At 62.5% G+C, this 13,613-nt stretch carries 15 protein-coding genes, 1 tRNA gene and 1 pseudogene; 7 read left to right on the forward strand and 10 right to left on the reverse strand.

The window, feature by feature from the left end; translation table 11 throughout:
• A pseudogene (gene glyA / locus AB1E33_RS13325) lies at positions 1 to 168 on the forward strand (serine hydroxymethyltransferase); the annotation flags it as partial.
• 68 nt (positions 169 to 236) lie between these two features.
• On the opposite strand, the gene AB1E33_RS13330 reads toward glyA, so the two are convergent.
• On the reverse strand, positions 237 to 611 hold the full coding sequence (locus AB1E33_RS13330; RefSeq protein ID WP_372577773.1) for a hypothetical protein: 375 nt from the start codon (positions 609 to 611) through the stop codon (positions 237 to 239).
• A gap of 92 nt (positions 612 to 703) precedes the next feature.
• Between AB1E33_RS13330 and AB1E33_RS13335 the strand changes: the two genes are divergently transcribed.
• Positions 704 to 1,462: an alpha/beta fold hydrolase gene (locus AB1E33_RS13335; protein ID WP_372577774.1), complete on the forward strand. Its 759-nt coding sequence runs from the start codon at positions 704 to 706 to the stop codon at positions 1,460 to 1,462.
• Here the strand turns inward: AB1E33_RS13335 and AB1E33_RS13340 are convergent, their stop codons facing one another.
• From AB1E33_RS13340 to AB1E33_RS13360, 5 genes are all read right to left on the reverse strand, one after another.
• Positions 1,463 to 1,654 carry a hypothetical protein gene (locus tag AB1E33_RS13340; protein WP_372577775.1) on the reverse strand — a complete coding sequence of 64 codons (192 nt, stop codon included), beginning with the start codon at positions 1,652 to 1,654 and terminating at the stop codon, positions 1,463 to 1,465.
• A 147-nt stretch (positions 1,655 to 1,801) separates the two neighbouring features.
• On the reverse strand, positions 1,802 to 2,890 hold the full coding sequence (gene rsgA / locus AB1E33_RS13345; protein ID WP_372578162.1) for a ribosome small subunit-dependent GTPase A: 1,089 nt from the start codon (positions 2,888 to 2,890) through the stop codon (positions 1,802 to 1,804).
• A gap of 246 nt (positions 2,891 to 3,136) precedes the next feature.
• A tRNA-Leu gene (locus tag AB1E33_RS13350) sits at positions 3,137 to 3,222 on the reverse strand.
• 59 nt (positions 3,223 to 3,281) lie between these two features.
• Positions 3,282 to 3,848 carry a tetratricopeptide repeat protein gene (locus AB1E33_RS13355; protein ID WP_372577776.1) on the reverse strand — a complete coding sequence of 189 codons (567 nt, stop codon included), beginning with the start codon at positions 3,846 to 3,848 and terminating at the stop codon, positions 3,282 to 3,284.
• 42 nt (positions 3,849 to 3,890) lie between these two features.
• Complete coding sequence (locus AB1E33_RS13360; protein ID WP_372577777.1) at positions 3,891 to 4,361, reverse strand: Lrp/AsnC family transcriptional regulator; 471 nt, start codon at positions 4,359 to 4,361, stop codon at positions 3,891 to 3,893.
• Between the two features lie 109 nt (positions 4,362 to 4,470).
• Between AB1E33_RS13360 and putA the strand changes: the two genes are divergently transcribed.
• Genes putA through AB1E33_RS13375 form a run of 3 tightly spaced genes read left to right on the forward strand, consistent with a single transcriptional unit; the run spans position 4,471 to position 9,016 of the window.
• Positions 4,471 to 7,869, forward strand: a complete 3,399-nt coding sequence (putA, locus tag AB1E33_RS13365; RefSeq protein ID WP_372577778.1) for a bifunctional proline dehydrogenase/L-glutamate gamma-semialdehyde dehydrogenase PutA — start codon at positions 4,471 to 4,473, stop codon at positions 7,867 to 7,869.
• A gap of 41 nt (positions 7,870 to 7,910) precedes the next feature.
• Positions 7,911 to 8,654: a rhomboid family intramembrane serine protease gene (locus AB1E33_RS13370; RefSeq protein ID WP_372577779.1), complete on the forward strand. Its 744-nt coding sequence runs from the start codon at positions 7,911 to 7,913 to the stop codon at positions 8,652 to 8,654.
• Positions 8,651 to 9,016 carry a GFA family protein gene (locus tag AB1E33_RS13375; protein WP_372577780.1) on the forward strand — a complete coding sequence of 122 codons (366 nt, stop codon included), beginning with the start codon at positions 8,651 to 8,653 and terminating at the stop codon, positions 9,014 to 9,016. The genes AB1E33_RS13370 and AB1E33_RS13375 overlap by 4 nt, the downstream gene beginning before the upstream one ends.
• A 5-nt stretch (positions 9,017 to 9,021) precedes the next feature.
• Here the strand turns inward: AB1E33_RS13375 and AB1E33_RS13380 are convergent, their stop codons facing one another.
• The 3 genes from AB1E33_RS13380 to AB1E33_RS13390 all read right to left on the reverse strand — a co-directional run bounded on the left by AB1E33_RS13380 (position 9,022) and on the right by AB1E33_RS13390 (position 11,012).
• Complete coding sequence (locus AB1E33_RS13380) at positions 9,022 to 9,813, reverse strand: inositol monophosphatase family protein (protein ID WP_372577781.1); 792 nt, start codon at positions 9,811 to 9,813, stop codon at positions 9,022 to 9,024.
• A 92-nt stretch (positions 9,814 to 9,905) separates the two neighbouring features.
• Positions 9,906 to 10,811, reverse strand: a complete 906-nt coding sequence (locus AB1E33_RS13385; protein ID WP_372577782.1) for a LysR family transcriptional regulator — start codon at positions 10,809 to 10,811, stop codon at positions 9,906 to 9,908.
• Between the two features lie 6 nt (positions 10,812 to 10,817).
• Positions 10,818 to 11,012: a YqaE/Pmp3 family membrane protein gene (locus tag AB1E33_RS13390; protein ID WP_372577783.1), complete on the reverse strand. Its 195-nt coding sequence runs from the start codon at positions 11,010 to 11,012 to the stop codon at positions 10,818 to 10,820.
• A gap of 89 nt (positions 11,013 to 11,101) precedes the next feature.
• Between AB1E33_RS13390 and metF the strand changes: the two genes are divergently transcribed.
• The gene (metF, locus tag AB1E33_RS13395) at positions 11,102 to 11,968 is read left to right on the forward strand and encodes a methylenetetrahydrofolate reductase [NAD(P)H] (RefSeq protein WP_372577784.1); all 867 of its coding nucleotides are present in this window, start codon (positions 11,102 to 11,104) and stop codon (positions 11,966 to 11,968) included.
• 60 nt (positions 11,969 to 12,028) lie between these two features.
• Entirely contained in the window at positions 12,029 to 12,514 is a 486-nt protein-coding gene (locus AB1E33_RS13400) for a PaaI family thioesterase (RefSeq protein WP_372577785.1), read from the forward strand.
• Positions 12,515 to 12,523: 9 nt separating this feature from the next.
• Here AB1E33_RS13400 and AB1E33_RS13405 read toward each other — a convergent pair whose 3' ends face one another.
• Positions 12,524 to 13,600, reverse strand: a complete 1,077-nt coding sequence (locus AB1E33_RS13405) for a T6SS phospholipase effector Tle1-like catalytic domain-containing protein (RefSeq protein WP_372577786.1) — start codon at positions 13,598 to 13,600, stop codon at positions 12,524 to 12,526.
• Positions 13,601 to 13,613: the final 13 nt, after the last annotated feature.

The raw sequence follows: 13,613 nt of genomic DNA on the forward strand, positions 1-13,613 counted from the left end.
ACCCGCGGCTTCGGCGAGCCTGAATTCCGCCAGATCGCCGACTGGATCATCGAGGTGGTCGACGGGCTGGCGGCCAATGGCGAAGATGGCAACGCCGCGGTCGAGGCAAAGGTCAAGACCGAGGTCGCCGACCTCTGCGCCCGCTTCCCGATCTATCCAAACCTCTGAACAGGACCGAAGTAAGCTACCAGAAGGCGACGCGCCCAGCGTCGCCTTTTTTCATGGATGACAGGTGTTTAGACAAACCCGCGCCACAGCAGCACCAAGAGCAGCAGCACCGCCAGAATCAGAAGGTTGAAAACCAGACCGCCCAGCATGCCCAGAAGCCAGCCTTTGCGGCGCTCTGTCAGGCTGATCGCATCAAGATGGGCCTGCACCTTTTCCGCGGCCCCCGCCAGCGCGGGGCTGTCCAGGGTCAGGCGCAATTTCGGATGTGCCGCGCGATCTTCGACCTGCGCCAGCAGGAGGGCCTGCTTGTAGACCCGCCTCGGCAGCCGGTGTCGCGCCCGGCGCAGGGCCGCCGCCAAGGTCTTGCCGCGCACGCCAAGCTTTGCCCGCAACAATGCAATCGTCTGCGCGATCTGTTCTTCGACGCTGATCTGTTCGGCCATCTCACTCTCACTCCGCCGCGCAAACTACACCGGGGCGCGTGTGGCGACAATGGGGGCTGGCGGCGGCGATCCGCCATGGCTATCAAAGGTCCATGCTGAATATGATCCTGCACGGCTCCCCCACCGACCGCCCTCCGCTGCTGATTGCCCATGGCCTCTATGGTTCGGCCCGGAACTGGGGGGTGATCGCAAAACGGTTGTCGGACAGCCGTCGAGTGGTGGCCGTCGATATGCGCAACCATGGCGACAGCCCCTGGCATGACGCCCATGGCTATCCGGAGCTGGCCGAAGATCTGGCCGAGGTGATCGAGCATTTCGGCGCACCCTTCGATGTGCTGGGCCATTCCATGGGCGGCAAGGCCGCGATGATGCTGGCGCTGAGCCATCCCGATCTGGTCCGGCGGTTGGTCATCGCCGACATTGCCCCGGTGGCCTACAGCCACTCGCAATTGCCATTTATCGAGAAGATGCGCGCCGTTGACTTGGACACCGTTACACGCAAATCCGAGGCCTCTGCACAGTTGGGTGAACTGGGCGTGGAACCGACGCTGCAGAGTTTTTTCACCCAGTCCCTCGACGTAGCGGGCAAGCGCTGGCGCTATAATCTTGATGCGCTGGAGGCCGAGATGCCCAAGATCATGGGTTTTCCCAATACCACTGCCCGATGGGGCGGTCCGACTTTATTCCTGACGGGCGCGGCATCAGACTATGTATTGCCCGAGCACCGGGCACAGATTCGCGCTCTGTTCCCGCAGGCGCGGTTTGCCAAAATCCCCGGTGCCGGCCATTGGCTGCATGCCGACAAGCCGCGTGAATTCGAGGCCAACCTGCGCGCCTATCTCGACGCCTGATCAGCCGCTCGTGGCGGTATAGATCCGCTTGGCAATCAGCCAGGTCGCAGGGATCGCCAGCAGGAACCCGATCGCCGCAGAACCGAGGATGGCGGGCAGGCTGACCTTACCCATGGCCAGCACTAAGATAACGCCGGTACCTGCCATGGCACTTGAGACGAGGGTGAACAGGGCAAAGGCCAATCGCATCATGGCTAAACTCTCCGAATAGGTGGTTTCGGCAGACCCTACCCCACGGGGCTTCGTGCCACTTTGATCCGGATCAGATCACGGCATGGTCGTGGTCACAAAAAAGCAGCCGCATACCTGCGGCAGAACCGGAATGCGCCCGCGTCGAGATTACCGTCGGGTACGACCAGATTTCTCTTTCATGACCTGCCGAACCATCTTGCCAAAGGCCTTGTCCCGATTCCGACGTTCGGCGAGACTGGCCGCGTTGAACGCGTCTTCTGCCACCAGTTTGCGCCAGCGTTGCAGCCGCTTCGCATCCAGCGCGCCGGTCTCGATCGCCGACAGCACAGCACAACCCGGCTCGGTGATATGAGTGCAATCGTTGAACCGGCACGCCTGCGACAGGTCATGAATATCCGCGAACAGATCGTCTATGCCCGAGGCCGCGCCAGCCAGTTGCAGCTCGCGCATGCCCGGCGTGTCCAGCACCAGACAGCCGCCCGGCACCAGATGCAGCTGCCGCCGCGTTGTGGTGTGACGGCCCTTTGCGTCATCCTCGCGGATGGCCTGCGTTTCCACCCTCTCGGTGCCCGCCAGCGCATTGGTCAGCGTCGACTTGCCCACACCGGACGACCCCAGAAACGCCACCGTCTGCCCCGGCTTACACCATCCAGCCAGTTTGGTGCGCGGTTCGTCCCCGCGTGCGTCCAATGCGATCACCGGCACCTGGTCCGAAATCTTACGAGCCGGATCGACATAGGCCTGCGCATCCGCCACCTGATCGGATTTTGTCAGCACGATCACCGGCGCGATCCCCGCGTCGAAGGCCAACGCGACATAGCGCTCCAGCCGGGCAATGTTGAAATCCTGATTGCAGGAGGTCACCACATAACAGGTGTCTATATTGGCCGCGATCAGCTGTTCCTGGCGGTCGGTGCCGGGCGCCCGACGCTTCATGACGGTCTTGCGCTGCAAGGCCCGGCTGACCTGTGGCTGCGTCTGGTCCAGCAACAGCCAGTCTCCAACGGTCACATCGCGGATCGGTGGAATGGTCCGGTCGATGCCTTCGCCCTGCACGTGTAGCGCGTTGCGGTGAACTTCCACCACGCGCACGGGCGGCGTGTCAACAAGTGCCTCAATGCTGATCTGCTGGGCAAAAAACGCCTGCCAGCCATAGGTTTCGAGGAAGTTGGCGGCCCGGTCTTGCAATAGGCCATGCTTGTGCGGCGGAAGAAATGCGGAATAGTCCCGTGTCATTTGGGTCAACTTTCATGTCCGGGTCCCAAGCCATGCTCGGGTGTATAGTCTCACAGATGTCTGAGAACGCAATCCAACAGACCAGCCGAACCGGGTTCAGCAGGCGCTTGTGCTGTTGATCTTGCAGCGGGAGGCCTGACGCCTCCCCTCTTTACCGGGACATAAAATCTCCATTCCAGACCTCCGAGATAGGTCAGCCGCACCTGTCATACAAGCCCGTCTGTTCATAGCACTATCCTGGAGTTCTGGTACGGGCGGCCGGACTCGAACCGGCACGGCATCGCTGCCTGGAGATTTTAAGTCTCCTGTGTCTACCATTCCACCACGCCCGCAACTTCTGCTGCTGTAAACCGGAACAGGGGCAATCTCAATGTGTTAAAGCGGGCTCCGTTCAGATGTCCTGCCCCTTGCGCTCAAGCGGGCCACCGGGGATGGCAAGGTTGCGCTCGGGCAGCCACGGGTTGAGCTCCAGCGCCTGATCCAGCACCAGACTGGCCTCGTCGGTCCGGCCAAGCGCCATCAGCGACAGCGCCTTGCCGCTCATCGCCGCCACATGACGCGGTGACAGGGTCAGCGCCCGGTCCAGATCAACCAGCGCCTCGGCGAAATCGTGGCGAAGAAAATTAACAAAGGCGCGCTGGTTGTAGCCTTCGGCATAGTCCGGGCAATATTCGACCAGCCGGTTGAAATCCTCCAGCGCACCGTGCAGGTCCCACGCCGAGCGTCTTGTCATGCCCCGATCCAGTATCGCCTGCGACTGTTCATTGGGCGCATCGGACCATAACTCCCACATCTGGTTCGAGATCAGCCGCGCCTGCGCCTCGGTCGGGGCACGCTGCACTTCAAGGATCAGCGCATCCAGACTGGCGGAATGGTCGGGTGCCACCGGGCAGGTCTCGGCCGCGGCGAGGCTGGTCGCGGTCAGGTAGGGCAGAAGGCAGGCGGCAAGGCGTCGCATATTCCAAGCTTGGCGCGGATTGGCCCTGCGTCAAGCCCCGCGTTACAGCGGCCCCTGCATCCCGGTCTCTTTCACCGCCTCCATCGCCACAAAGGTCGAGGTGCTTGCCACATGCGGCAAGGTCGAGATTTTCTCGGCTAGAACAGCGCGGTACTGGCTCATCGACTGAGCCCGGATTTTGAGCAAATAGTCGAAATTCGACGCGATCATATGCGCCTGTTCGATCTCGCCCAGCATGCGCACTGCGGCGTTGAACTCAGCCAGCGCCTTTTCGCGGGTGTCCTTCAGGCGCACCTCGACAAAGGCTACGTGATCCAGCCCCAGCCGGATCGGATCGATCAGCGCTCGATATCCGGTGATAAAGCCGTCCTTTTCCAACCTGCGCAGCCGCGCCTGTGTCGGGGATTTCGACAACCCGATACGGCGCGCCAGATCTGCGATCGAAATGCGCCCGTCGCCGGACAAAACCTTCAGAATCGTCTGATCGAAGCGATCGAGGTCGGGAAAATCCATTTGCACTTCTTTTGCCTCCATATTCGGCCTGATAGACCGACATTGCCCTAAATTCAGGCGATTGGCCCTCATTTTTGCGATTATACTGCACATAGAGACTGGAGGAACCATGACACACGACCTGCGCCGCACAATCGACCAGCACACCTATGCCGATCAGGTCGCCGCATCGGCCGACCTGACCGAGACCGCCGCCCTGAGCGCTACGGATCGCACCGCCATCTGCGCCGCCGCAGCCGCACTGGTCAGCGACATCCGCGCGACCACCGCGCCGGGCATGATGGAGGTGTTTCTGGCCGAATACGGTCTGTCGACCGATGAGGGTGTGGCGCTGATGTGTCTGGCCGAGGCACTGCTGCGGGTTCCCGATGCCGAAACCATCGACGCGCTTATCGAAGACAAGATCGCACCGTCGGACTGGGGCAAGCATCTGGGACAGTCCTCTTCCTCGCTTGTCAATGCCTCGACCTGGGCGTTGATGCTGACCGGCAAGGTGCTGGACGAGGCCAAATCGCCTGTCGGCGTGCTGCGCGGCGTCATCAAGCGGCTGGGCGAGCCGGTGATCCGCACCGCCGTCGGCCATGCGATGAAAGAGATGGGCCGGCAATTCGTGCTGGGCGAAAGCATTCACTCGGCGATGGAGCGCGCCCGGGGCATGGAGGACAAGGGCTATACCTATTCTTACGACATGCTAGGCGAGGCTGCGCGCACCGAAGGTGACGCCGCCCGCTATCACCTGTCCTATTCCCGCGCGATCACGGCCATTGCCGAGGCCTGCACCCATGACGACATCCGCGCCAATCCCGGCATCTCGGTCAAGCTCTCGGCCCTGCACCCCCGTTACGAGGTCGCGCAAGAGGCCCGGGTGATGGACGAGCTTGTGCCCCGCCTGCGCGCGCTAGCACTGCTGGCCAAGGCGGCGGGCATGGGGCTGAACGTGGATGCCGAGGAAGCCGACCGTCTGTCCCTTTCGCTGCAGGTGATCGACGCGGTGATGGGCGAACCGGCGCTGGCCGGGTGGGACGGGTTCGGCATCGTGGTGCAGGCCTATGGTCCCCGCGCCGCTCTGGTGCTCGACACGCTTTACGAAATGGCCGAACGTTATGACCGCAAGATCATGGTGCGGCTGGTGAAAGGCGCCTATTGGGACACCGAGATCAAGCGCGCTCAGGTCGAGGGCGTCGATGGCTTCCCCGTTTTCACCAACAAGGCGGCCACCGACATCTCTTACATCGCCAATGCCCGCAAACTGCTGGGCATGACCGACCGCATCTACCCGCAATTCGCCACCCATAATGCCCATACGGTCAGCGCGATCCTGCATATGGCCGAGGGGCAGCCCTATGAGTTCCAGCGCCTGCATGGCATGGGCGAGACCCTGCACGGGCTGGTGATGGAACAGGCCAACACCCATTGTCGCATCTACGCCCCCGTCGGTGCGCATCGCGATCTGCTGGCCTATCTGGTGCGGCGCCTGCTGGAAAACGGCGCCAACTCCTCCTTCGTTAACCAGATCGTGGACGAGGACGTGCCCCCCGAAGAGGTCGCCGCCGATCCGTTCGACCTGATCAGAGCAGATACGCAGGCGATCCCCACCGGGCCGGAATTGTTCGCCCCTGAACGCCCCAACTCCATGGGATTCGATCTGACGCATGCGCCTACGCTCGAAACCATCGAGGCCGCTCGCACCCCATTCAAGACCCACAAATGGTCCGCCATGCCTTTGCTGGCCGGAGAGGCCCAACCAAACGCAGCCGAACCGGTGGTCAACCCCGCCCTGCCGCAGGACGCTCCCGGAACACTCGCGCCCGCCAGCAGCGCGGACGTGGATCTGGCGCTGACCTCGGCCAAGCCATGGAATGCCCCACCGGAAGAACGCAAGAGGGTCCTGAACCGCACCGCCGACCTCTACGAGGCCAATTACGGTGAGTTATTCGCGCTGCTTGCCCGCGAGGCGGGCAAATCGCTGAAAGACGCGGTGGCCGAACTGCGCGAGGCGGTGGATTTCCTGCGCTATTACGCCGCGAACATCCCCGCAGGTGACCCGGCAGGCATCTTTACCTGCATTTCGCCCTGGAACTTCCCGCTGGCCATTTTCACCGGCCAGATTTCGGCGGCGCTTGCGACCGGCAATGCGGTTCTGGCGAAACCGGCCGGGCAAACCCCGCTGATCGCCTTTCGCGCCGTGCAGCTGATGCGTGAGGCGGGTGTGCCCCGTGACGTGCTGCAATTACTGCCGGGCGGGCCGGAGGTGGGCGCAGCACTCACCTCGGACGCGCGGGTGAGTGGCGTGGCCTTCACCGGCTCGACCAGCACAGCCCTGAAAATCCGCGCCGCCATGGCCGAGAATATGACCCCCGGCTGCCCATTGATCGCAGAAACCGGCGGGTTGAACGCGATGATCGTCGATTCCACCGCCCTGCCCGAACAAGCCGTGCAGTCGATCATCGAAAGCGCCTTCCAATCCGCTGGCCAACGCTGCTCGGCCCTGCGTTGCCTCTACCTGCAAGAGGACATCGCCGAGGATGTGCTGGCCATGCTGCAAGGCGCGATGGATGCGCTTTGCCTCGGCGATCCGTGGTGGATCAAAACCGATTGCGGCCCGGTGATTGACGAGCAGGCCCGGCAGGGCATCGCCGATCACATCGCCAAGGCGCGTGCCGAGGGCCGGGTGCTGAAAGAGTTGCCGACCCCGCCCGAGGGCATCTTCATTGCGCCCACGTTGATCGAGATTAGCGGCATCGCGGCGCTGGAGCGCGAGATCTTCGGCCCGGTGCTGCATGTGGCCCGATTCAAAGCCGCGGAACTGGATCAGGTGATCGACGCGATCAACGCCACCGGCTACGGGCTGACCTTTGGCCTGCACACCCGCATCGACGACCGCGTGCAGCACATCACCGAGGCCGTTCATGCGGGCAATATCTATGTGAATCGCAACCAGATCGGTGCCATCGTCGGTTCGCAACCTTTTGGTGGCGAGGGACTTTCCGGCACTGGGCCCAAGGCGGGCGGGCCGCACTACATGGCCCGGTTCCTTTCCCCTGACCACAAAAGCACGACAGAGGCATGGGACCAACCCATGACCAAACTGCCCGCCCCGACCGGTCCGCTGGCTGAGATCACAACCCGCTCCCTACCCGGTCCCACCGGTGAATCGAACCGGCTGAGCGAGATCCCCCGCGCGCCACTTCTCTGCCTTGGCCCAGGTGCATCCGCAGTCGAAACGCAGGCAAAAGCGGTGATGGATCTGGGCGGCATGGCGATCCGTGCTACCGGAGCGATGCCCTCCGAGCAGCTTGAAACGCTGGACGGCATCGCAGGCGTGCTCTGGTGGGGTGATGCGGAGACCGCGCGCAGCATCGAGCGGCATCTCTCCAAGCGTGAGGGGCCCATCCTGCCGCTGATCCCCGGCCTGCCCGACCGCGCGCGCGTGCTCGGCGAGCGGCATGTCTGCGTCGACACCACGGCGGCAGGCGGGAACGCTGCGCTATTGGGCGGGGCCGGATAACCTGTCTTGACGCTGGGCCGGTTTCAGCACAGCGTCGCGCCATGTTACCCATTCGCGACCATAACCCGTCCGGGCGCACACCTTACATGGTCTATGCCTTGATGGCGGCCAATCTGCTGTTCTTCCTCAGCTATGTCGGTGTGATGGACGACCCGCGCCGGATCAATCGCATTTTCTTCGACTATGCGCTGATCCCGGCCCGCGCCTCGGATGGTGTGGCGCTTTACAACTATGTCACCTCGATGTTCATGCATGGCGGCTGGCTGCATCTGGCAGGCAACATGCTGTTCCTGTGGATCTTCGGTGACAATATGGAAGACGAGATGGGGCATCTGGGCTTCCTGATTTTCTATCTTGCCAGCGGCATTGGCGCGGCATTTTTGCATGTGCTGGGCGCACCCGGCTCAATCGTGCCGATGGTGGGTGCATCCGGTGCCATTGCAGGCGTCATGGGCGGCTATCTGTTGCTCTTCCCGAAAGCCCGCGTCGATATCCTGCTGATCCTGATCATCTATTTCCGCGTCTTCGCCATTCCCGCCTACGTGATGCTGGGCGTCTGGCTGGGGATGCAGTTCATCGGCGGGCTCGGTTCGAACCCCGACGAGGGTGGCGTGGCCTACTGGGCCCATACCGGCGGCTTCTTTGTCGGGCTGGTGCTGAGCATTCCGCTCTGGTTGAAACTGGGCGGGCCGAGCTTTTGGCACAAGACCCACGGCCACCCGCCACATCCCGAGCATCAATACAAATTCAGTCCCAGCCGCATCCCGAAAGTGCCCCGCAAATGACCGTTCTGAAAGCCACCTGCCATTGCGGCGCCGTTGAGATCGAGGCCGACTTCCCCGAGGGCCTCGCCTCGGCCACGCGCTGCGACTGTTCCTTCTGCCTGCGCCGGGGCGCGGCAGCTGTCACTGCATTAGCCGCGTCCCTCAAGATTCTGAAAGGTCAAGATAATCTGACACTCTATTCTTGGGGAACGCATACCGCCAAGCATTACTTCTGCAAGACCTGCGGCATCTACACTCACCATCGCCGCCGCGCGGACCCGCGCGAATGCGGCGTCAACCTGGGCTGTATCGACGGCGGCAATCCCCGCACGCACGGGGACATCCCCTGGACGGATGGCGTGAACCATCCGTCAGATCGCTAAGCGGATCAGGTGTTGCGGATCACCTTGGCGAACTGGTTGAAGATCGGCTCGTTTGCGCAGAGCACATCGCCGCTTTCCAGCAGCTTCTCGCCCGGGTTCACCGCCTCGACCAGACCGCCCGCTTCGCGCACCAGCAGGATACCGGCGGCGATATCCCACTCTTGCAGGCTGCGCTCCCAGTAGCCCTCGTAGCGGCCCGCCGCGACATAGGCCAGGTCCAGCGCGGCAGAGCCCCAGCGCCGGACCCCTGCTGTCACCGGCAGGATGCGCGCCAGGTCCTGCAGCGTCTCGGGCAGATCACCCGAGCGCGCGCCAAATGGCAGACCGGTGGCAAACACCGACTCGATCATGCGATTACGAGAGGACACCCGGATGCGGCTTTCGTTCAACCACGCGCCCGAGCCCTTTTCGGCCACGAACATCTCGTCCTTGGCCGGGTCGAACACCACCGCGGCCACGATCTGACCCTTGTGTTCCAGCGCAATGGAAACGGCCCAATGCGGCATCCCGTGCAAAAAGTTGGTGGTGCCGTCCAGAGGATCGACCAGCCAGCGGCGCGTCGGGTCCTCGCCATCCTCGGCGCCGCCTTCTTCGGCGATCCAGCCATAGGTGGGACGCGCGCCGCGAAGCTCCTCCTTGATGATCGCCTCGGAGGACAGATCCGCCTTGGACACAAAGTCGCCCGCTGCCTTGGCCGAGACCTGCAGGTTCTCCACCTCGCGGAAATCCTTGACGAGCGACCGGCCTGCCTTGCGGGCAGCCTTGATCATGATGTTGAGGTTCGCGCTGCCATTCATTGGTCAAAGGCTCCTGTCCGGGTTACCGCGCGCGTATATAGCGGCCCCAATGCCTTGCCAAGGGACGGTTTTGCATAGCGGGCCTGCGCGCGTCACTGTGCCTGCAGCTTGCGCGCCTCAACCCGCGCCAGATCGACCAGTTCCCGCACGAAAGGCTTGTCCATATCGTCCGACCGGATCGCCGCGTAAAGCCGCCTTGTAATGCCGGTTTCTGTCAGCGGGCGCGTGACATAGTCAGAGCTGTATTTCACCTCGCGCACCACCCAGTCCGGCAGGACCGAGACGCCCCGGTTCGACGCCACCAAGAGCAGGATCACCGCCGTCAACTCCACCTGGCGGATTGCGGCCGGTTCGACCTTGGCCGGAATCAGAAGCTGGCTGAACACATCCAGCCGCGAGCGTTCCACCGGATAGGTGATCAGCGTCTGGCCGCGAAAATCCTCGGCCTCGACATAGGACTTCGACGCCAGCGGGTGTGTCGCTGCGGCGACAAAAACCGCATTATAGTCAAAGAGTTCCACGAACTCGACACCGGGCAGCTCTTCTGGATCCGAGGACACGACCAGATCGACATCTTCTTTCTGCAGGGCAGGCAGCGCATCGAAGGCAAGGCCGGGGCGGATATCGACATCCACATCCGGCCAGCTCTTGCGGAACTCTTCCAGTACCGGGAACAGCCATTCGAAACAGGCATGGCATTCGATGGCGATATGCATCCGCCCTGAGCGCCCGTCGCGCAGGGAGGAAAACTCGGACAGCGTCGCCTCGACCTGCGGCAAGACCTGTTCGGCCAACCGCAGCAGACGCTGCCCCGCCGGTGACAGCCGCATCGGCTTCGAGCGCCGCACGAACAGCTCGACTCCGGCCTGATCCTCTAGCCCCTTGATCTGGTGGCTGAGCGCCGATTGCGTGATGTTTAATTGGTCAGCCGCCCGCGCCAATCCGCCATATTCATGAATGGCCTTGATGGTGCGCAAATGGCGAAATTCGATATGCATGCCGTGTCAGTTCCTGCGCCCGAGACTGTCTTCGATCTTGCGCTCGGTCTTGTATTGGCTGAGCGAGTAAACCGCCCAGATCGCGGCCGGAATCCAACCGATCAACGTCAGTTGCAGCAGCAGGCAGAACAGCCCCTGCCAGGGCCGCCTGATCGTGAAGAACACGGAAAACGGCAGCAGTATCGCCAGGATCAACCTCATGTCTACCTCATGTTATACTTGAGAGTTATGAAATTGTTTCACAATGCTGCATGTGCGACAAGAGGAGAAATCTATTGAGGATATACGCGATGAGTACGCCAAACATTTCCTTCGAGTTCTTCCCGCCGCAATCGCTGGAGGCCTCGTTCCGGCTGTGGGATACTGTACAGACGCTGGCGCCGCTCGATCCGCGTTTTGTCTCGGTGACCTATGGCGCGGGGGGCACCACCCGCGATCTGACCCGCGATGCGGTGACGACCCTGCACAAGAACTCTAGTCTGAGCGTCGCCGCGCATCTGACCTGCGTGAACGCCACCCGCGAAGAGACCCTGCAGATCGCCCAAGACTATGCCGAGGCCGGCGTGACCGATATCGTGGCTCTGCGCGGCGACCCACCCAAGAACGCTGGCCCGTTCCGGGCCCATCCCGACGGGTTCGCCAGCTCGGTCGAGCTGATCGGGGCGCTGGCAGACATCGGCAAGTTCAACATCCACGTCGGTGCCTATCCCGACCTGCATCCCGAAGCGATTGATGCCCAGAACGACATCGACTGGCTCAAGGCCAAGATCGACGCCGGGGCGTCCGAAGCGCTGACCCAGTTTTTCTTCGACGCAGAGACCTTCTTCCGCTTCCGTGACGCCTGTGAAAAGGCCGGGATCGACGCGCCGATCACGCCCGGCATCTTGCCGATCGAAAACTGGTCAGGCGTGCAGAACTTTGCCAAGCGCTGCGGCGCGCATGTCCCCGACTGGCTGATCAACGCCTTCAACAAGGCGACCCGCGACGGGCGCGAGGACCTGCTGGCAACCGCGGTCTGCACCGAGCTCTGCTCGAACCTGATCGACGGCGGCGTCGACAAGCTGCATTTCTACACGCTGAACCGCCCGGAACTGACCCGCGATGTCTGTTTTGCGCTCGGGATCGTGCCGAAGGTGGACCTGCAGAACGTCGCGTAACGCCTTGCCAGGTCACCCTATCCGCCTAATGTGAGCTCGAAACGGCAGGAAGGGGGGGTCATGCTCTACGCGGAAGGACCCAACGAATTGATCAGCGCCAGCGATCTGGCAGGTATGTCGGGGCTGGAATTTATCCGAGGCATTCTCGATGGCAGCCTGCCGGCACCGCCCATCGGCAAGACTCTGGGCTATCGATTGCACGAGGTCGAGGAAGGCCGCGTCTGCTTTCGCGGTGCCCCAACTTTTGATACCTGCAACCCGCTTGGCACTGTTCATGGTGGCTGGTACGGCACGCTGCTCGACAGTGCCATGGCCTGCGCGGTGCAGACCCGCCTGCCCGCCGGGGCGGCTTATACGACGCTGGAATACAAGATTAACATCATCCGCGCGATCCCGATGGACACAGAAGTCGAATGTGAGGGTCTGGCCGAACATGTCGGGCGATCCACCGGTGTGGCGCGGGGAGAGATTCGTGGCGTCGAGGATGGGCGGCTTTATGCGACCGGCTCAACCACCTGCATCGTGCTGTCACTGCCAAGGGGTTGAGACAGGTCGTCAGTTGACCGCATGAGATTGCAAGGACAGTGCGTCCTCGGCCTTGTCCAGAATCTCACGCGGGATGGATTCGTGCAACCGCTCCGACGGGTCCTGCCCAATCCGGCGCCTGCCGCGTAACAGGAATATCTTGCCCCATCCCCGCCAGGTGCCCGCCGACGGGGCAGCAGCATCGGTGGCAAACCGCATGCGCCAGCCCTGCGGCAGCGGCAGACCATGCGCCTTGGCATGATCCAGCATCCAGAGCAGCGGGATATTGGAGAGCGGCCGCGCCGCCTCGAACCCGCCAAGCTGGCCACCGACATCGCCGTGTGAACCCCGAAACCAGACTTGTTCCACATGGCCCTTGAAACTGGGGTCGCATTTCCACAGCACTGGCTCGAACACTTCGCGCGACTCGTCCAGCGCCAACGCGTGATAGCCGTGGCGTACGTTTGGACCCAGCTGGTGGTTGTGAAATGCATGGCGCGCCTCAGCCCACTGCCAGAGCAGCGGTAGGCGCAGACCCAGTGCCTTGACTGTGTCCCAGACCCCGATCATCTCGATCGGTACTTCGTCATGGCAATAGGCACGCACGAAATCCGCGGCATGCGTGCCGTGCGGGTTGCATTCATAATGACGGTACGCCTGCCGGATATTGCGCTCGGTCGCGTGTTCGGCCTTGAGCAGCCCGACCATGTCCAGAACGCCCGCAAGGCTGCGCACGCCGTAAGCGCCACGCGAATAGCCCATCAGAAACACCTTGTCGCCGGGCTTGTAGCGCGAGGCGAGATAACCATAGGCGCGGCGGATCTGCCGATTGATTCCACGGCCCAACAGCACATCCGTCGTGCCGCGCCAGCTTTGCCATTGGACGCCGGATTCATAAAATACCGACACTTGACCGCCCATTTCGCACAGCAGCCGATAGGTCATACCCGCATGGGTTTCGTTGCCGGGTTCAAGCGTCGACATAGTACCATCAAGGATGATCACATGCACCTTCGGCAGGCGATGCGCCGTCTCGGCGGAATGCTCGGAACGCAACGGCTTTCCAAGCCATCCCAGCAATTTTCTACTCAGCCGTGAGAAAACCATACCGCACCCGTTC

Origin of the sequence: Ruegeria hyattellae (assembly GCF_041537925.1) — a bacterium.
Taxonomy (GTDB): domain Bacteria; phylum Pseudomonadota; class Alphaproteobacteria; order Rhodobacterales; family Rhodobacteraceae; genus Ruegeria_C.

Bases quoted from the DNA above. Each gene is read 5' to 3' on its own strand.
- AB1E33_RS13330 (WP_372577773.1), bottom strand. From the start codon at position 611: ATGGCCGAACAGATCAGCGTCGAAGAACAGATCGCGCAGACGATTGCA.
- AB1E33_RS13335 (WP_372577774.1), top strand. From the start codon at position 704: ATGCTGAATATGATCCTGCACGGCTCCCCCACCGACCGCCCTCCGCTG.
- AB1E33_RS13340 (WP_372577775.1), bottom strand. From the start codon at position 1,654: ATGATGCGATTGGCCTTTGCCCTGTTCACCCTCGTCTCAAGTGCCATG.
- rsgA (WP_372578162.1), bottom strand. From the start codon at position 2,890: ATGACACGGGACTATTCCGCATTTCTTCCGCCGCACAAGCATGGCCTA.
- AB1E33_RS13355 (WP_372577776.1), bottom strand. From the start codon at position 3,848: ATGCGACGCCTTGCCGCCTGCCTTCTGCCCTACCTGACCGCGACCAGC.
- AB1E33_RS13360 (WP_372577777.1), bottom strand. From the start codon at position 4,361: ATGGATTTTCCCGACCTCGATCGCTTCGATCAGACGATTCTGAAGGTT.
- putA (WP_372577778.1), top strand. From the start codon at position 4,471: ATGACACACGACCTGCGCCGCACAATCGACCAGCACACCTATGCCGAT.
- AB1E33_RS13370 (WP_372577779.1), top strand. From the start codon at position 7,911: ATGTTACCCATTCGCGACCATAACCCGTCCGGGCGCACACCTTACATG.
- AB1E33_RS13375 (WP_372577780.1), top strand. From the start codon at position 8,651: ATGACCGTTCTGAAAGCCACCTGCCATTGCGGCGCCGTTGAGATCGAG.
- AB1E33_RS13380 (WP_372577781.1), bottom strand. From the start codon at position 9,813: ATGAATGGCAGCGCGAACCTCAACATCATGATCAAGGCTGCCCGCAAG.
- AB1E33_RS13385 (WP_372577782.1), bottom strand. From the start codon at position 10,811: ATGCATATCGAATTTCGCCATTTGCGCACCATCAAGGCCATTCATGAA.
- AB1E33_RS13390 (WP_372577783.1), bottom strand. From the start codon at position 11,012: ATGAGGTTGATCCTGGCGATACTGCTGCCGTTTTCCGTGTTCTTCACG.
- metF (WP_372577784.1), top strand. From the start codon at position 11,102: ATGAGTACGCCAAACATTTCCTTCGAGTTCTTCCCGCCGCAATCGCTG.
- AB1E33_RS13400 (WP_372577785.1), top strand. From the start codon at position 12,029: ATGCTCTACGCGGAAGGACCCAACGAATTGATCAGCGCCAGCGATCTG.
- AB1E33_RS13405 (WP_372577786.1), bottom strand. From the start codon at position 13,600: ATGGTTTTCTCACGGCTGAGTAGAAAATTGCTGGGATGGCTTGGAAAG.